This is a genomic window from Enterobacter sp. 725m/11, assembly GCF_011683705.1.
Classification (GTDB): Bacteria; Pseudomonadota; Gammaproteobacteria; order Enterobacterales; family Enterobacteriaceae; genus Enterobacter; species Enterobacter bugandensis.
This window is the reverse complement of record NZ_JAAQOK010000023.1, coordinates 59,735-75,965: the sequence shown is the minus strand read 5'-3', so window position 1 is coordinate 75,965 and position 16,231 is coordinate 59,735. Positions and strand designations below refer to the sequence as shown.

Below are 16,231 nucleotides of genomic sequence, written 5' to 3'. Positions count from 1 at the left end.
GCTGCTGCCGATTGCCCTGATGCTGGTGAAGACCATCGCTGAACTGAATATGGCAAAAGACGGCACGCTGTATACGCTGCTGGAGTTTATCGGCAACCCGATCACCGCCATGTTTATCGCCGTGTTTGTCGCCTACTACCTGCTGGGCATCCGCCAGCACATGGGCATGGGCGCGATGCTGACGCACACCGAGCACGGCTTTGGCTCTATCGCCAACATTTTGCTGATTATCGGCGCGGGCGGCGCGTTCAACGCCATCCTGAAAACCAGCGGACTGGCGGACTCGCTGGCGCAAATTCTCTCGAACCTGCACATGCACCCTATCCTGCTCGCCTGGCTGGTGGCGCTGGTGCTGCATGCCGCCGTAGGCTCCGCCACGGTCGCGATGATGGGCGCCACGGCCATCGTCGCGCCGATGCTGCCGCTCTACCCGAACGTCAGCCCGGAGATCATCACCATTGCCATCGGTTCCGGCGCCATTGGCTGCACGATCGTGACCGATTCTCTCTTCTGGCTGGTGAAGCAATACTGCGGCGCGACCCTGAATGAGACCTTCAAATACTATACGACGGCGACGTTTATCGCCTCGGTGCTTGCACTTGGCGGCACATTCCTGCTTTCTTTCATTATCTGAGCGCGAAGAGACATATTATGGAAAACGCAACTATCACCACTTTAACCGCACAGTTTCCTCTGGTTGAGGATCTGATTGCCCTGAAAGAAACCACCTGGCTTAACCCGAACACCACCACGCTTGAAGAAGGGCTGCCCTATGTCGGGCTGACCAAAGCCGACGTGGACGACGCCCACGCGCGCCTCAACCGCTTCGCGCCGTATCTGGCGAAAGCCTTCCCGGAGACGGCGGCAACGGGTGGGATTATTGAATCTGAACTGGTCGCCATTCCGGCAATGCAGGCGCGGCTGGAGAGAGAATCTGGCAAATCCATTCCCGGCACGCTGCTGCTGAAAAAAGACAGCCACCTGCCGATTTCCGGCTCGATTAAAGCGCGCGGCGGCATCTATGAAGTGCTGACCCATGCGGAAAAACTGGCGCTGGAAGCCGGGTTGCTGACCACCGAAGACGACTACAGCATTCTGCTGGAGCCACGCTTTAAGGCCTTCTTCAGCCAGTACAGCATTGCCGTGGGCTCCACCGGCAACCTGGGGTTATCCATTGGCATAATGAGCGCACGCATCGGCTTTAAGGTGACGGTCCATATGTCCGCCGACGCTCGCGAGTGGAAGAAAGCCAGGCTGCGCAGCCACGGCGTCATCGTCGTGGAATATGAGCAGGATTACGGCGTGGCGGTGGAGCAAGGGCGCAAAGCGGCGGAAAGCGATCCGAACTGCTTCTTCATTGACGATGAGAATTCCCGCACCCTGTTCCTGGGCTATGCGGTGGCGGGCGAGCGCCTGAAAGCGCAGTTCACCGAACAGGGCCGCGTGGTGGATGCGGATCATCCCCTGTACGTCTATCTGCCGTGCGGCGTAGGCGGCGGGCCTGGCGGCGTGGCGTTTGGCCTGAAGCTGGCCTTTGGTGATAACGTGCACTGCTTCTTCGCGGAGCCAACGCACTCGCCGTGCATGCTGCTGGGCGTTTACACCGGCCTGCATGATGCGATTGCAGTGCAGGATCTGGGCATTGATAACGTGACGGCGGCGGACGGTCTGGCGGTTGGGCGCGCGTCCGGCTTCGTGGGCCGCGCGATGGAGCGCCTGCTCGACGGGTTCTATACGCTTACCGATCGGAGCATGTACGATATGCTCGGCTGGCTGGCGCAGGAGGAAGGGATCCGCCTTGAGCCTTCAGCGCTGGCGGGGATGGCCGGGCCGGTGCGCGTTCATTCGCATACCAACGTTACCCACCTGGTGTGGGCAACCGGCGGCGGCATGGTGCCGGAAGACGAGATGGCGAAGTATCTGGCTAAAGGGAAGTAATTAAGCCGCCACCCGGCTTACAAACTCAAAATTTGCTGAATATGGGTCACCGCAAACAGCAGCGACAGCGAGAGAACAGCCAGCGCAATCAGGAATTTATCCCGCACCGCTTTCGGCTGTACAAAATCGTTCTGCGCCACGTCCATCAGGTTACGGCTGCGGGTATAGCGCCATAAAATAATGGCCACCAGCGCCAGCACAATAATAGAGATCCAGAATGGCACCCCGGTTCGGTGCCAGTTGTGCTTAATCGCCAGGGCAATCAGCGCGCCATACCCCAGCAGCGTGCGCAGCCAGGCCAACGACGTCCGCTCCGGCTGCAGGCCAGGGTCCGCTTCGCGTCGCGCTTTGCGACTATCCGCCATAGAACACCAGCCCCATCACCACGCCCGCCACCGCCAGCAGAATTACGCTGATGATGAGTAACCCGCGCGTATAGGGCAGATCCTGCTTCAGGCGCATCGCCTTCTCATTGCGCAGCCATCGCAGGTAGCCGTAAATCGACAGCACGCCCGCGAACAGGCACAGCAGCAGCGCCAGCACTTCACGAATCAGCGGCGTGGCAAAATCGGGGGCGAGCTGGTCAAGGCCGACACCTGCGGCCAGAAAGCCCAGTGCGGTGCGGATCCACGCTAAAAACGTGCGTTCATTAGCCAGAGAGAAGCGGTAGTCCGGCGCTTCGCCGAGGCGGGAAATTTTCATGGAGATTCCTTGTCGTGCTACGGGCAGGCTTCAGCATAGCTTAAATCGACAAGGACAAGGAGACCGGCATCGGGCGATGCCGGTCAGGACGATTAATGCAGCTCTGGCCAGTACTCTTTGTTGGCCTCGATCAGGTCATCCAGAATCGCTTTCGCGACGGAGGCGCTCGGCACGGTTTTCGACAGGGTAATGGCCTGCCAGAGCTTCTGGTACGAGCGCTGCTCCCAGGCATCCACCACCAGTTTTTCCACCGCCACCTGCTGGCTCATCAGCCCTTTCTGGAAGTGCGGAATATCGCCCACCGTAAGCGGCTCCGGTCCGTTATGGCCCACCAGGCACGGGATCTCCACCATCGCGTCGGCGTCAAAGTTATGGATGGCACCGTTGTTTGGCACTATCAGCAGCATCCGCTCCTGAGTGTTAAAGGCAATCGCAGTCGCCAGATCGACGATGTACGACGCATGTTCGTCGATTTCCAGCTCACCGGCGGCGGAGTTGCCGGCTTCGATAATCGCCCGACAGGAACTGAACACATGCTTCTCACGGTGATCCATAACTTCATTGGCGCGGGTCCGTTCCGGGTTGGAATGCGCGACCACGTAGTCCGGGAACAGGTAATACTTCAGGTAGGTGTTCGGCATGGTGTCCGGATCCAGCGCCTGCACGTCTTTAGCTTTGGCAAAGGTATCGTTCCAGCTCGCTTCGGTATGCGCATCTTCCGAAGGCGGAACATAGCCGTTTTTCGCCACGTATTCGCGCAGCTTCGGCATCAGATCGTTGCCGTTCAGGTCTTCAATCGACGTCCACCAGCCGAAGTGGTTCAGGCCGTAGTAGCGCACGCGCATCTCTTTGCGGTCTTTCAGGCCGACAATCTGCGCCATGCGCCCTTCAATGCCGATCGGCATATCGCAGATGTTGAGTATTTTAGCGTTCGGACGCAGGCGGCGCGTGGCTTCTGCGACAATCGCCGCCGGGTTGGAGTAGTTCAGCATCCACGCGTTCGGGGAGTACTGCTCCATATAATCCACCAGCTCCAGCACGCCGCCGATAGAGCGCATGCCGTAAGAGATACCGCCCGGTCCGCAGGTTTCCTGGCCCAGCACGCCGTGGCGCAGCGGGATTTTTTCATCTTTTTCGCGCATCGGGTATTTTCCCACGCGGATGTGCGCCATCACGAAATCGACATCGGTAAACGCCGCTTTTGGATCGGTGGTGTAGCTGAATTCAATCTCCGGGGCCTGCTCCTTAAGGATGATTCTGCACGCTTCGGCGATGGTCTCCTGACGCGCGCCGTCGTTGTCATAGAACTTCAGGGCGCGCAGCGGGAAGCGGTCGCGGTTGGCTAACAGCATCAGGACGATACCAGGCGTAAAGGTGCTGCCGCCGCCTGCAATGACAACTGAGAATTTTTTCATGATATAGCCTCTGTCAGGGTGGTTTGTTCATTTGTTAAAGGGGTTTTCATCAGCGATTCCAGCTGGTCGCGCACCTGAGGAACGTGCAGGCCGACAATTACCTGAATGCCGTTGCCGCGTCGCACTACGCCATGTGCGCCCAGGGCTTTGAAGACGTCGTCGCTTTGGGTTTTCGCCATATCCACCAGTGCGATACGCAGGCGGGTGGCGCAGTTGTTGATGCTTTCGATATTTGTTGCACCGCCGAGCGCCTGCAGGAATCCGGCGGCTTGCCCAACCTGCTGGCTGGCCGCCGCCGGGGCGGTGGTTTGCCCGCGCGCCGCCTTATAGTCGGCCTTGCTGTAGAGTTTGATTTCGCTCTCTTCCCGGCCCGGCGTTTTCAGGTTCAGACGCTCAATCAGCGTTTTGAAGATCACGAAGTAGATGCCGGTGAAGCAGACGCCAATGCCGATCTGGGTGAACACCGTCGAGGCGTGGTTATGGAACATCGGGATCCAGTTTTGCGGCAGGAACTGGTCCAGCAGGCCGCCGCCCATGTTCCCCACGACGCCGAAGGCGTACATCACCGTCGCCATGGTGGCCGCCAGCACGGCGTGCACGGCGAACAGCAGCGGCGAGATAAACAGGAAGGTGAACTCAAGCGGTTCGGTAATGCCCACCAGCACGGCGGTGAGCGTGGCCGGAACCAGCAGGCCCGCCACCTTGACGCGATTTTCTGGCGACGCGGTGTACCAGATAGCGAAGGCAATCCCGACCGAGCCAAACACTTTTGAGTTGCCGTGCAGTGCGAAGCCACCTTCCGGGAAGAGGGTCTTCAGCGGCAGGGTGCTCTGGCTGAATTCCTGCAGATGCTGTGCCCAGTAGACCTGAATACCGCCCTCCACCGCCGCCGGGCCGAAGATGAACGGACCGTAGACAAAGTGATGCAGCCCCGTTGGGATCAGAATGCGTTCCAGGAAGGTATACACCCACACGCCCAGCGCTCCGGCAGAGCGCAGGAACGCCTGCAGGGACTCAATACCCATCTGCACTTTCGGCCAGCCCAGCAGCGTCAGCCAGGCGCAGGGGATCATCACGAAGAACGCGAGGATAACGACAAACGAGCTGCCCTGGAAAATCCCCAGAAAGACCGGCAGCGGCTTGTCGAAATAGCGGTTGTGAATGGCGGTGACGATGCCTGAGATCACGATGGCGCCGATGATGCTGGTATCGAGCGTTTTGATCCCGGCAATCATCGCCAGCCCGCTTCCCGCCGTCGGTTCGGCGGAGAAGTCGACGCCAAAGAAGTGGCCCCAGGTCATCCCCATCGCGTTAATGAAGTAGTTCCAGGTCAGGAAGCTAATCAGCACGGCCAGACAGGCGCGGCCCTGCGCCTGCTTCGCCAGCCCAATCGGCAGGCCGACGGCAAAAATCAGCGGCATATTGCGAAACACCGCCCAGCCGCCCTCTTCAATGATGTGAACGATCTGCGCGAAAAGATGATCGGGGGCGGTTAAGGCTTCGCCGACAAACAGCGGGTTGCGAAGCATGATGGCGATTCCCACCACGATCCCGGCAAACGGAAACAGCAACACCGGGGTAAACATGGCACCGCCAAAACGTTGTATTTGACTGAGCATTTTTAAATCCTCACGTAACAACCTGTAGGGGTAGAGGCCTTTATGGTTTTGTGCTGGCCTGAGGTGAGCATAAGAACTTACTGATGCGCGAACATGGCGTGCCGCTGCGATTCGTGATCGCATTCATGGTTTTATTTTGACCAGTCAGGTCTACTTTTTGAGTTAAATATGGACATGTCAGGACGCATTCCACGCCCTGATAAGGGCAGAGAGGTCTACTGGTGATCTACAAATCAATTGCTGACAGGTTGCGGCTGCGGCTGAATTCATCGGACTACAACATCGGCAGCCCGCTGCCTGGTGAAAAAGCGCTGGCGCAGGAGTTTGGCGTGGCGCGCATGAGCATCCGCAAGGCGCTGGATCTGCTGGTGAGCTGGGGGCTGGTTGAGCGCCGGCACGGCAGCGGAACGTTTGTCTCGCGCAAAGACGTTCACCACGAAACCACTAACCTGACCGGGCTGGTGGAGGTGCTGCGTCAGCAGGGAAAAGAGGTGCAGAGCAAGGTGCTGCAGTTCGAAGTGATGCCCGCCCCGCCCGCCATCGCCAGCCAGCTGCGGATCCAGGTGGATGAGCGGATCTACTTTTCACGGCGGGTGCGCTACGTGGACGGAAAGCCGCTGATGCTGGAGGACAGCTTTATGCCGGTGAAGCTGTTCCGCAACCTGTCGCTGGCGCATCTTGAGGGGTCTAAGTTTGATTACATTGAGAAGGAGTGCGGGATCACCATCAGCGGCAACTACGAGAGCCTGACGCCGGTGCTGGCAGATAAACAGCTGGCCGGTTATATGAATCTGCCGGAACAGACGCCACTGCTGCGAATTACCTCTCTCTCCTACAGCGACAGCGGCGAGTTCCTCAATTATTCCGTGATGTTCCGAAATACCAGCGATTACCAGGTGGACTACCATCTGCGGCGCATCCACCCGGAAGAGCTGTTAGCCCATCCCCCAGAACAGCACCGCCAGTAGCTGCGGGGTGATGATGCGCAGGAACATCACCAGCGGGTAGACGGTGGCATAGGAGAGCGCGGCCGCGCCGCTGGTGGCGTGCAGGTTGTTGGCAAAAGCGAGCGCTGGCGGGTCGGTCATGGAACCCGCCAGCATGCCGCACAGCGTCAGGTAGTTCATTTTGGCGAACATCCGCGCCAGGATTGCCACCGTCAGCAGCGGGATCGCCGTGATAAAGATGCCGTAGCCGACCCAGCTCATCCCTTCGCCCTTGACCAGGGTATCGACAAAATCCCCGCCGGACTTCAGCCCGACAACCGCCAGGAATAGCACGATGCCCAGCTCGCGCAGCGCCAGGTTAGCGCTCGGCGGCATAAACCAGTAGAGCTTCCCGATACAGCCGATACGCCCGAGGATCAGCGCCATAATCAGCGGCCCGCCCGCCAGGCCGAGCTTGAGCGCCACCGGGAAGCCCGGCACGTACAGCGGAATAGAGCCGAGCAGCACGCCAAGCCCGATGCCGATAAACACCGGCAGCATCTGCACCTGCTGCAGTTTTTGCTGGGCGTTGCCCACCATATCCGCCACGGCATCGATGGACGACGGGCGTCCGACCAGGTTGAGGATATCCCCGAACTGCAGGCTGGCCTCCGGGCTGGCAACCAGTTCGACGCCCGCACGGTTGAGGCGGGAGATGACCACGTCGTAGCGCTCTTTTACCTGCAGATCGCGTATTTTCTTGCCAAGAACGTGCTCGTTGGTCACCACAACACGCTCCACGCGCATATCGGTGCCGCGGGTTGAAAGCGAGGTATCCACTTCCTGACCAATCACCAACCGCGCGTTGTTCAAATCCCCCGGCTGGCCGACCAGGTGCAGCAGGTCACCCTGCTGGATCATCGTGCCGGGCGCAGGCACCATCAGCACGTCGTCGCGCTTAAGGCGGGAGCAGATAATATTGGCGCTGTTCAGAATCGGTACGTCCTGAATCGCCATATTGTTCAGGTTGGGGTTATCGACGCGAATGTTGATGGTTTTGATCGGCATGTGGCCGTTGGTGAGCGTGGTTTCGTGATCCTTCGCCTCTTTGTCGACGTTAACGCGAAACAGGACGCGGACCAGCCACATGGAGAGCAGAATGCCGCAAATCCCAAACGGATAGGCCATGGCGTAGCTCATCCCCATCTGGTCGACAATGCCGGGTTCAATGCCCAAATCGCGCAGGATTTGCTGCCCGGCTCCGAGCGCCGGCGTGTTGGTAACCGCCCCGGAGAAAATGCCCAGCACCACGGGCAGCGGGATAGCAAAGATTTTGTGCAGGATTGCGGTGACCAGCCCGCCCATCACCACAATGCCGAGGGCAAACAGATTGAGCCGTAGCCCGGAGACGCGCAGGGAAGCGAAAAAGCCCGGCCCTACCTGAATCCCGATGGTGTAGACGAAGAGGATCAGGCCGAACTCCTGAATAAAGTGGAGCATATCGGCGCTGAGAACCAGCCCGAGCTTGTCAGCAAAATGCCCGACAAAAATGCCGCCAAACAGCACCCCGCCAATCCCAAACCCGACGCCACGGATTTTGATATTGCCAATCCATAGCCCTACAACCGCGGCCAGGGCCAGCACGCTTACGGTTAACGCGATATCACTCATGATCCACATCCTTGGCATAACCTTAGTTATAAAAAGGATTTTCTCAGAGCCGGATGCGGTTGTATGGGCGATGGTGCACAAAAAAGCCCTGCCGGGGCAGGGCTTTGTGCAGTCTGTGAGTAAAGCGGATTAGCTGTTCAACGCCGGCCGCTCGCTAATGGCGATACGCTGCGGCGCGATGGCTTCCGGCACGTTACGGATAAGATCGATATGCAGCAGCCCGTTGGTAAACGTCGCACCGGACACTTCCATATGGTCTGCCAGGGTAAAGCTCAGGCTAAACGGCTGATTAACCAGACCCTGATGCAGCCACCGGGTTTCGGTCTCTTGTTTTTCCGGCGTACCCTTCACGGTCAGGCGCGCGCCTTCGAGCTGGATATCCAGATCTTCCTGGCGGAACCCGGCCAGCGCAAGGGTGATGCGATAGTGGTTATCGTCGCTTTTTTCGATGTTGTACGGCGGAAATGTCTGTTGCTCGGTGGTGCTTTGCAGGGCATTAGCCAGTTTGTCAAAACCAATCCACTGACGCAGCAGGGGGGATAAATCGTAGTTACGCATACTAAATCTCCTTCTGAGAAGCGAGTTCGGCACAGTTTAATTTTGTGCACAGTTGTTCCTGCAAATCCTGATGGATTCGCATATGCTCCCGTTACGGCAAGCAAGTCTGGGTGGGCCGCTCGCGCGACCCGCGTAATTAGTTAATTTCGATACGGCGCGGTTTTTTCTCTTCCGGAATCACGCGTTCCAGTTCGATAAACAGCAGGCCGTTAACCAGGTTCGCGCCTTTAACGTGAATGTTCTCGGCTAACTGGAACTTGCGTTCAAAGTTGCGCTCGGCGATGCCCTGGTAAAGGTAGGTACGTTCTTTCTGCTCGGCCGTATGGGAACCTTTCACCACCAGCAGGTTGTCCTGCGCGGTGATTTCCAGCTCGTTTTCTGCAAAACCGGCGACGGCAATGGCGATGCGGTAGTGGTTTTCGTCAACCAGCTCAACATTGTATGGAGGGTAGCCGTTGCTCTGGCTTTGGTTATTTTCTAAATGGTTAAACAGGCGGTCAAAACCAATTGCAGAACGGTATAGCGGAGAAAGATCGAAGTTACGCATAGATAATACTCCTGAAATCAGCGAGAAATTGTAGCCTTCCACCATGGACAGGCCTTTGCGCCCCCGAGCACCCATCAGGCGTGTTCGTTATCGGGTCACATTCTTAAAATGGGTCTGGAACCGGGCTTTTCAAGACTATTTAGGCGAGATTTTTTTGCACTTTGCTGGTTGTCGCATAGACTCTGGGACAACAGCACAAAGAGTTAAATTGCGATGGCTGCCACAGTGCGGGGTTATCGGGCTATTCATTTCGGATAAGGCTCGCTATAACCCTGAGTTGCAGGTCTATGCAGTGCCATTAACGATGACTGAGTGATGATGAAAAATGTTCTGATAAAGCTGACGACGTTCAGCGGGGTGGTTTTACTTTGCGGGTGTTCGAGCGTGATGTCTCACACCGGCGGTAAAGAAGGAACATATCCGGGGACGCGCGCCAGCGCGGCGATGATCTCCGATGACGATACGAACTGGGGCACCAAATCCCTGGTTATCCTGGATATGCCCTTTACAGCAGTGGCGGATACGCTTCTGCTGCCGTGGGATGTATTCCGTAAGGACGATTCCGTGCGCTCACGGGTAGAGAAAAGCGAGCAGGAAAATCTGGCGACAAACGCCGTTATCCCGCCCGCTGAGATGCCGCCGCGCTAGTCCTGCGCGGTTTCCGTTACCCAAAGCTGACGGAAACCGCCCGTCTCTTGCATCCACGCAATAAAGCGCCCGTCCGGGGAAAACACGACCGCATCAGCAGACGGCGGATTGCCGTGATCGGACGTCAAAAACGTCACTTCTCCAGTCTTCGCGTCACAGCAGGCGATTCGGTTTTCAAGCACAAATCCCAGCATGTTCCCGGAAGGGTGCCAGTTAAACGCAGACTGAATACCGCTCCCGGTGCGCGTCAACTGGCGCGGCTCGCCGCCCTCAGGAGAGATCAGCCACAGCTGCACAATGCCGTTATCATCCCGCATCAGAAACGCGATCTGCGTCCCCTGGAGGTTACTGCGCACCCAGTGACGCGGCACGTTCACTAGACCCGGGTAGGCCCTCTGGTGGGTAAAGGTCAGACGACGCTGCTTCACCCCGGCAGGCGGCGCTGGCAGGGTGTCTGGGGTACCCTGCAGCGGCGCATCGCCCGCTCGTTTCCAGCCCTGCTCGTCTTCTGGCAGGTTAACAATAAACAGTTCAGGCACTTTTTCGCCCTGCGCGGAGAGGGTGTCGCCGATAAATGCCAGCCTGTTGTTGCCCACCCAGCCCTCTTCGTAGGCGCGGTTAATTTCATCGCTGCCCGGCTGCGGGTTGGGTGTTGTGCGGCTGACCAGCACGCTCCAGAACGTGCCTGAATATTCACGTGCATGATTCCCCTGCGGGTTCACCGGGCCAAACGGTGCCGCCACGCCGACGTTGCGTAAATCGAGCTTCGGATCGCGCTCATGTAAAACATGGTCGTTATAGGTAAAGCTGACGAACTGCCCGTTTGGGCTAAAGACGTGCACGTGGCTGCCGCCGCGCAGCGCGCCTGCGGTATAAGGCGCGGTGATATCCATCGCGTCCAGGTTGCTCACCTGACCGTGATGCACAATCACACCCTGACGATGATGAAAATCGTAGTGCCAGTCAGCATCCGGGTTTTTCGGACCGTGGATAAAGACGTATGTGTCCTGTGCCGGATGAACGGTCACCACGCCGACATGCGCGCCGTCAGTGGCGCGATAGACCACCTCCACCTCACCCGTAACGACGTTGACCTGCTCAATGGTTTCGCCGGTAAATGACGCGCCTGACGGGCGCACGTCGTAGACCAGCCACTGGCTGTCCGGCGTCCAGGTATTGATGTTGGTCAGCTGATGGTTGCGGGAGGCGAAGGTAATTTGTTTCATGAGGATACCCTGATGCACGGTGAGTGCATCAGGGTAAAACATCCGCAGGGATTAGCCTACTCGTTTCACATCGCCCACCAGCAGGATGTAGGAGAGTGCCCCGATCAGCGCCACGGCAGAAATGTAGACCAGCGCCGGGCCGAAGCCGTAGTCCTGCGCCAGGTAACCGATGACCAGCGGTACGGTGATCCCGCCCAGTCCGCCGACAAAGTTGAACACACCGCCGGTCAGGCCAATCAGCCGCATCGGCGCGAGGGACGACACCAGCGACCAGGTGATAGAGGCGAAACCGTTACCAAAGAACGCCACCGCCATCAGGGCCATAATCCACACCGGATCGTTGGTGTAGTTCGCCCCCATGATGCAGGTAGAGATCAGCAGCCCGCAGATAATCGGTGTTTTACGCGCCACGCCCAGCGAGAAGCCTTTTTTCACCAGCTTATCGGCCAGCCAGCCGGAGAGCAGCACGCCGAAAAATGCGGCGAGGAACGGCACGGTGGTCATAAAGCCCGCCTTTAGCGCCGCGATCCCCTTTTCCTGGGTCAGGTAGTTCGGGAACCAGGTGAGGAAGAACCACAGCGTAGAAGTAACCGCGAACTGACCCAGATAAACGCCCACCAGCTTACGGTGGAAGACCAGCTTCCAGTCCGCTTTGGTCAGCGGCTGGCGCACCTCTTTTTTCACCGGCGCATCACCATCCACCAGACCGCCACCGTCGCGGATGTAGTCCAGCTCGGCCCTGGTGATACTTTTGGTCAGACGCGGCGGCTGGTAGACCTTGAACCAGATGAGCGACCAGATAATGCCAATCCCACCGGTGACGATGAACACCCAGTGCCAGCTCAGCAGCTCCTGGATCCAGATCAGCAGCGGCGTCAGAAACGCCAGGCCGACAAACTGGCCAGAGGTGTAAAAACCAACGGCGGACGCGCGCTCGTGTTCCGGGAACCAGCTGGTCACCATACGGTTGTTGGTCGGAAACGCGGGCGCTTCGAAAACCCCGGTGATGGCACGCAGGCCAATCAGCGACATCAGCCCGGTGGCGAAGCCCTGGAATAGGGTCGCCACGGACCAGCCTAATATGGCGATAAAGTAGGTCAGACGTGAACCCACGCGGTCAAGAAACCAGCCGCCGGGGATCTGGCATAAGGTATACAACCAGGCAAACGCCGAGAAGACGTAGCCCATTTCCGCTTTGGTGATGCCAAACTCTTCCTGAATATGGGCCGATGCCACGGCAAGGTTGGCGCGGTCGACATAGCAAATGACCACGGTAATAAAGATCATCATCAGCGTCAGGTAGCGGCGACGCCCGATTTTTGTAGCGGTAACTGGAATATCCATCGCAATCTGTCTCCAGATTTTGGGCATAGCGAAGCCGCTCACCATGCCCTGTAATTTACAGAGGGTTATATTTTTGTATGTATGATTTTTGCCCGGAGGCTTACCGGGTCTACGGGATGGCGATTACCATTCCGCTACGCTGCCGTCCTCATGACGCCACAGCGGGTTTCGCCAGTCCGGCGCATTCTTACTCAGCTCAATGACTTTAGCTTCGTCAATTTCCACGCCAAGGCCCGGCTTCGTAAGCGGTTTAAAGAAACCGCCTTCCATGCAGAAGTCTTCTTTATTTTTCACAAAATCGAGCAGTTCCGCGCCCTTGTTATAGTGAATCCCCATGCTCTGTTCCTGGAACACCGCATTGCGGGAGACGAAGTCGACGTGCAGGCAGGCTGCCAGCGCGATTGGGCCGAGCGGGCAGTGCGGTGCCAGCGCCACATCGTAAGCTTCTGCCATCCCGGCAATTTTGTAGCATTCGGTGATTCCGCCCGCATGAGAAAGGTCCGGCTGCAGGATCGCTATGCCGCCCGCTTCAAGTACGCGTTTAAACTCGAAGCGCGAGAACATACGTTCACCCGCCGCGATAGGAATGTGGGTCTGTTCAGCCAGCTTCGGATAGTACTCCGCCTGCTCGGCCAGCACCGGCTCTTCGATAAACAGCGGGCGATACGGCTCCAGCTCTTTAATCAGCACTTTGGCCATCGGCGCGCTGACGCGGCCGTGGAAATCCAGGCCAAACTCAATCTCGTTGCCGAAGGCTTCACGAATTTGCGCCACGGTATTGACCGCCCGGTCTACCGCACGCGAATTGTCGATAACGCCCATCTCTTCGCAGCCGTTGAGCTTGAAGGTGTCAAAGCCGATATTGCGTAACTGCGTGATGCCGTCGATCACTTCCGCAGGACGGTCGCCGCCTACCCAGCTGTAGGCTTTGATTTTGTCGCGCACCAGGCCGCCCATAAGCTGCCATACCGGCGCGTTAAGCACTTTACCTTTGATATCCCACAGCGCCTGGTCGATACCGGCGATGGCGCTCATCAGGATCGGACCACCGCGGTAGAAGCCCGCGCGGTACATCACCTGCCACAGGTCGTTAATGCGCGCCGGATCCTGACCAATCAGGTATTCGCCCAGCTCGTGTACTGCCGCTTCAACGGTGCGCGCGCGCCCTTCAATCACCGGTTCGCCCCAGCCTACAACCCCTTCATCGGTTTCGATTTTCAGGAACATCCAGCGCGGGGGTAAACGGTACGTGGTGAGTTTGGTTATTTTCATTTCACTGCCTCTCGATACGCTTTCACAAATGCTGCCGCCTGCTGTGCGGTACGTTCCACGGACTGTCCGGCACGATAAAGATCGCTCCCCAACCCTGCGCCCACACAGCCAGCGCTCATCCACTGGCCCAGGTTTTCTGGCGTTACGCCGCCCACGGCAAAGACCGGCACGCTGGCGGGCAATACCGCTTTCAACGCCTTGATGTAGTCCGGTCCAAAAGCCGATGACGGGAAAATTTTGAGCGACTGCGCGCCCGCATCAAGGGCAGTAAAGGCTTCCGTGGCGGTGGCGCAGCCCGGGCAGACCGTCATGCCGTAACCCACCGCGCGGCGGATCACCTCAGGCTGAATATTGGGCGTGACGATAAGCCTGCAGCCCATCTTTGCCAGCCGATCGACCTGCTCAGGCTGTAACACGGTGCCTGCGCCAATCAGCGCCTTATCGCCGAAAACCTCCACCACGGCCGGAATGCTTTTTTCCCAGTCGGGCGAGTTGAGCGGGATTTCTACCGCGTCGAATCCGGCGTCGATAACCGCGCCGACGTGGTCTAACGCCTCATCGGGCGTGATGCCGCGCAAAATCGCGATAAGGGGAAGATCAGTTTGCCACTGCATGAGCGATGCTCCTTATTCCTGCCTGAAATGCCGTGTCGCCGGATACCGTCGAAACATCACGCCCAACGGCGCGAAATGCCTGTTCGTAGCGCGACGTTAGCGATGCGCCTGCGACAATCGTAATGGCCTGCTCGTGCGCGATGAACTCAAGCATGCTGGCGACCTCTGCGCCAATCAGCAGGCCGGAGAGAAACTCGCTGACCTGCTCGCGCGGGAGAAGTCCCAGCACGTGCGAGGCGCGAACCTCAAAAAGCTGCGGCAACACATCAGGGGAGGCGATCCCACGTTCAAGCCCGGCGGCAAACGCCTCTGACGAGGATTCCTGCTCAGGTAAACCGGCCCCGACCAGCGAATGGTTGAGCAGCAAATGGTGCAGCTCGCCGGTCATTACGGTGCGAAAATCGTGGATTTGCTCAGCGTCAGCCTGGACCCACTTACAGTGCGTGCCGGGCATGACGTAGACAGAAGAAGGAGAGAGAGCGCGCGCGCCAAGCAGCTGCGTCTCTTCGCCGCGCATCACGTTGTGGTTATCGTCGCGAGAGACGCTCAAACCGGGAATAATCCAGATATTGTCGCCAACGGACGTTAACTGCTCGCCAATAGCGGAGAAATGGGCGGGAACCGGCAGGTAAGGTGCAATTTTCCAGCCTACGTTACTGCCCACCATTCCCGCCATTACCACCGGCGTGGCGCTGTCGCGCCAGTTTTGTGTGACCTCTGCTAACACCGCCTCGGGGGATTTACCGTTCAGCCGCGTCACACCTGCTTCTGATTGCCTGCTCTCCAGGCACTGCTCGCCCTGATAAAGCCAGGCGCGCAGATTGGTCGATCCCCAGTCAATTGCGATGTAGCGAGATGTCATGTGATTTCCTTCAGCCTTCGTGTCGAGCTGGCAATCATGGTAAGCGCCGCCTGCTCTGCCGCATCGCCGTCCTGATGCCGTATCGCATCGAACAGCGCTTTATGTTCCTGGAGCGTTTTTGGCATATTGGCCTCATCACCCATCCAGGTACGTTCAAATACCGCTCGCTGTAGCGAGCTGATCGCCACGCTAAGCTGCTGTAATACCGGGTTATGCACCGACTGCAGCACCGCTTCGTGGTAGCGAATGTCCGCCTCGTTGAACGCCTCCCGGTTCTGGTTATTGGCGATCATGTCGTTTAAAGCCGATTCAATCTGGGCCAAATCACCGGAGGTCGCGCGTTCCGCTGCCCAGCGCGCAATTGCCGGCTCCACCAGGTTTCGAACTTCACTCATCGCGCCGATAAGCCGCGGGTCGTAGTCGTTTTCCAGCACCCACTGCAGCACGTCGGTATCGAGGTAGTTCCACTGGTTGCGCGGAGCAACAAACGCGCCGCGATAGCGCTTCATTTCAATCAGCCGCTTCGCCATCAGCGAGCGGAACACTTCCCGGATGATGTTGCGCGAGGTTTCAAACTCCTCGCACAGTTCAGCCTCTGCGGGGAGCGGCGAACCGGGAACGTATTTACCGCCCACAATCTGAGTGCCCAGCGTAATAACGATGCGATCGGTTTTATTGAGAGTCATGGAGAGTCCTTGTGCTCTGTATGTCCATCACTACTTTACCGCGACCGCTGAATTTCGCCTCACTTTTGCAGTACAAACGTGAGGCCATTCGTCTTTGTCGTGGTGACAATGTAGTACAATCAGTTAATGTTGTACTACAATCAAGATCACAAAAAGAACAATTCGATAAATACAGGGCAAAAAAAAGCCCCGGTTGATAACCG

Annotated in this window: 16 protein-coding genes, 1 pseudogene and 1 other annotated feature; of the genes and pseudogenes, 4 read left to right on the top strand and 13 right to left on the bottom strand. The window is 58.0% G+C overall.

Annotated elements, in window-relative coordinates; translation table 11 throughout:
- Positions 1-634, top strand: a pseudogene (locus tag HBA26_RS12070) (D-serine transporter DsdX); the annotation flags it as partial.
- A 17-nt stretch (positions 635-651) separates the two neighbouring features.
- The gene (gene dsdA / locus HBA26_RS12065; protein WP_063155236.1) at positions 652-1,938 is read left to right on the top strand and encodes a D-serine ammonia-lyase; all 1,287 of its coding nucleotides are present in this window, start codon (positions 652-654) and stop codon (positions 1,936-1,938) included.
- Positions 1,939-1,955: 17 nt separating this feature from the next.
- Here the strand turns inward: dsdA and HBA26_RS12060 are convergent, their stop codons facing one another.
- The 4 genes from HBA26_RS12060 to HBA26_RS12045 all read right to left on the bottom strand — a co-directional run bounded on the left by HBA26_RS12060 (position 1,956) and on the right by HBA26_RS12045 (position 5,674).
- Positions 1,956-2,303, bottom strand: a complete 348-nt coding sequence (locus HBA26_RS12060; protein ID WP_023309822.1) for a DUF202 domain-containing protein — start codon at positions 2,301-2,303, stop codon at positions 1,956-1,958.
- The gene (locus HBA26_RS12055) at positions 2,293-2,640 is read right to left on the bottom strand and encodes a YidH family protein (RefSeq protein ID WP_063155237.1); all 348 of its coding nucleotides are present in this window, start codon (positions 2,638-2,640) and stop codon (positions 2,293-2,295) included. The genes HBA26_RS12060 and HBA26_RS12055 overlap by 11 nt, the downstream gene beginning before the upstream one ends.
- A 92-nt stretch (positions 2,641-2,732) precedes the next feature.
- Positions 2,733-4,055, bottom strand: coding sequence for a 6-phospho-alpha-glucosidase (locus tag HBA26_RS12050; protein ID WP_045260840.1), 1,323 nt, complete (start codon positions 4,053-4,055; stop codon positions 2,733-2,735).
- On the bottom strand, positions 4,052-5,674 hold the full coding sequence (locus HBA26_RS12045) for an alpha-glucoside-specific PTS transporter subunit IIBC (RefSeq protein ID WP_047366727.1): 1,623 nt from the start codon (positions 5,672-5,674) through the stop codon (positions 4,052-4,054). The genes HBA26_RS12050 and HBA26_RS12045 overlap by 4 nt, the downstream gene beginning before the upstream one ends.
- A 221-nt stretch (positions 5,675-5,895) precedes the next feature.
- On the opposite strand from HBA26_RS12045, the gene HBA26_RS12040 reads away from it, so the two are divergent.
- A complete protein-coding gene (locus HBA26_RS12040; RefSeq protein ID WP_126345635.1) occupies positions 5,896-6,642 on the top strand; it encodes a GntR family transcriptional regulator in 747 nt (248 codons plus the stop codon).
- Here HBA26_RS12040 and HBA26_RS12035 read toward each other — a convergent pair.
- The 3 genes from HBA26_RS12035 to ibpA form a co-directional block, all read right to left on the bottom strand.
- On the bottom strand, positions 6,610-8,271 hold the full coding sequence (locus HBA26_RS12035) for a putative transporter (protein ID WP_028014944.1): 1,662 nt from the start codon (positions 8,269-8,271) through the stop codon (positions 6,610-6,612). The two genes, HBA26_RS12040 and HBA26_RS12035, sit on opposite strands and share 33 nt — an antisense overlap.
- Before the next feature lie 129 nt (positions 8,272-8,400).
- Positions 8,401-8,829 carry a small heat shock chaperone IbpB gene (gene ibpB, locus HBA26_RS12030; protein WP_028014943.1) on the bottom strand — a complete coding sequence of 143 codons (429 nt, stop codon included), beginning with the start codon at positions 8,827-8,829 and terminating at the stop codon, positions 8,401-8,403.
- A 136-nt stretch (positions 8,830-8,965) separates the two neighbouring features.
- Positions 8,966-9,376, bottom strand: coding sequence for a small heat shock chaperone IbpA (ibpA, locus tag HBA26_RS12025; RefSeq protein WP_008500162.1), 411 nt, complete (start codon positions 9,374-9,376; stop codon positions 8,966-8,968).
- Positions 9,370-9,441: a sequence feature (ROSE (Repression Of Heat Shock gene Expression) occurs in the 5'-region of heat shock genes and acts as an RNA thermometer to modulate expression.), on the bottom strand. (Overlaps the previous gene by 7 nt.)
- A gap of 250 nt (positions 9,442-9,691) precedes the next feature.
- Here ibpA and HBA26_RS12020 point away from each other — a divergent pair.
- The gene (locus HBA26_RS12020; protein ID WP_014881914.1) at positions 9,692-10,024 is read left to right on the top strand and encodes a YceK/YidQ family lipoprotein; all 333 of its coding nucleotides are present in this window, start codon (positions 9,692-9,694) and stop codon (positions 10,022-10,024) included.
- On the opposite strand, the gene HBA26_RS12015 is transcribed toward HBA26_RS12020, so the two are convergent.
- The 6 genes from HBA26_RS12015 to dgoR all read right to left on the bottom strand — a co-directional run bounded on the left by HBA26_RS12015 (position 10,021) and on the right by dgoR (position 16,028).
- Entirely contained in the window at positions 10,021-11,250 is a 1,230-nt protein-coding gene (locus HBA26_RS12015) for a DUF3748 domain-containing protein (protein WP_206512921.1), read from the bottom strand. The two genes, HBA26_RS12020 and HBA26_RS12015, sit on opposite strands and share 4 nt — an antisense overlap.
- Before the next feature lie 51 nt (positions 11,251-11,301).
- The gene (locus HBA26_RS12010; protein ID WP_126345637.1) at positions 11,302-12,639 is read right to left on the bottom strand and encodes an MFS transporter; all 1,338 of its coding nucleotides are present in this window, start codon (positions 12,637-12,639) and stop codon (positions 11,302-11,304) included.
- A 78-nt stretch (positions 12,640-12,717) separates the two neighbouring features.
- A complete protein-coding gene (dgoD, locus tag HBA26_RS12005) occupies positions 12,718-13,866 on the bottom strand; it encodes a galactonate dehydratase (RefSeq protein WP_028014940.1) in 1,149 nt (382 codons plus the stop codon).
- Positions 13,863-14,480: a 2-dehydro-3-deoxy-6-phosphogalactonate aldolase gene (locus tag HBA26_RS12000; protein ID WP_041911729.1), complete on the bottom strand. Its 618-nt coding sequence runs from the start codon at positions 14,478-14,480 to the stop codon at positions 13,863-13,865. Before HBA26_RS12000 ends, dgoD begins: the two co-directional genes overlap by 4 nt.
- The gene (locus tag HBA26_RS11995; protein WP_063943338.1) at positions 14,464-15,342 is read right to left on the bottom strand and encodes a 2-dehydro-3-deoxygalactonokinase; all 879 of its coding nucleotides are present in this window, start codon (positions 15,340-15,342) and stop codon (positions 14,464-14,466) included. Before HBA26_RS11995 ends, HBA26_RS12000 begins: the two co-directional genes overlap by 17 nt.
- Positions 15,339-16,028 (bottom strand): D-galactonate utilization transcriptional regulator DgoR, encoded by a 690-nt coding sequence (gene dgoR / locus HBA26_RS11990; protein WP_003861109.1) that lies wholly within the window; start codon positions 16,026-16,028, stop codon positions 15,339-15,341. The genes HBA26_RS11995 and dgoR overlap by 4 nt, the downstream gene beginning before the upstream one ends.
- Between the last annotated feature and the right edge of the window lie 203 nt (positions 16,029-16,231).

Coding starts and splice junctions, on each gene's coding strand:
- dsdA (WP_063155236.1), top strand. CDS start 652: ATGGAAAACGCAACTATCACCACTTTAACCGCACAGTTTCCTCTGGTT.
- HBA26_RS12060 (WP_023309822.1), bottom strand. CDS start 2,303: ATGGCGGATAGTCGCAAAGCGCGACGCGAAGCGGACCCTGGCCTGCAG.
- HBA26_RS12055 (WP_063155237.1), bottom strand. CDS start 2,640: ATGAAAATTTCCCGCCTCGGCGAAGCGCCGGACTACCGCTTCTCTCTG.
- HBA26_RS12050 (WP_045260840.1), bottom strand. CDS start 4,055: ATGAAAAAATTCTCAGTTGTCATTGCAGGCGGCGGCAGCACCTTTACG.
- HBA26_RS12045 (WP_047366727.1), bottom strand. CDS start 5,674: ATGCTCAGTCAAATACAACGTTTTGGCGGTGCCATGTTTACCCCGGTG.
- HBA26_RS12035 (WP_028014944.1), bottom strand. CDS start 8,271: ATGAGTGATATCGCGTTAACCGTAAGCGTGCTGGCCCTGGCCGCGGTT.
- ibpB (WP_028014943.1), bottom strand. CDS start 8,829: ATGCGTAACTACGATTTATCCCCCCTGCTGCGTCAGTGGATTGGTTTT.
- ibpA (WP_008500162.1), bottom strand. CDS start 9,376: ATGCGTAACTTCGATCTTTCTCCGCTATACCGTTCTGCAATTGGTTTT.
- HBA26_RS12020 (WP_014881914.1), top strand. CDS start 9,692: ATGATGAAAAATGTTCTGATAAAGCTGACGACGTTCAGCGGGGTGGTT.
- HBA26_RS12015 (WP_206512921.1), bottom strand. CDS start 11,250: ATGAAACAAATTACCTTCGCCTCCCGCAACCATCAGCTGACCAACATC.
- HBA26_RS12010 (WP_126345637.1), bottom strand. CDS start 12,639: ATGGTGAGCGGCTTCGCTATGCCCAAAATCTGGAGACAGATTGCGATG.
- dgoD (WP_028014940.1), bottom strand. CDS start 13,866: ATGAAAATAACCAAACTCACCACGTACCGTTTACCCCCGCGCTGGATG.
- HBA26_RS12000 (WP_041911729.1), bottom strand. CDS start 14,480: ATGCAGTGGCAAACTGATCTTCCCCTTATCGCGATTTTGCGCGGCATC.
- HBA26_RS11995 (WP_063943338.1), bottom strand. CDS start 15,342: ATGACATCTCGCTACATCGCAATTGACTGGGGATCGACCAATCTGCGC.
- dgoR (WP_003861109.1), bottom strand. CDS start 16,028: ATGACTCTCAATAAAACCGATCGCATCGTTATTACGCTGGGCACTCAG.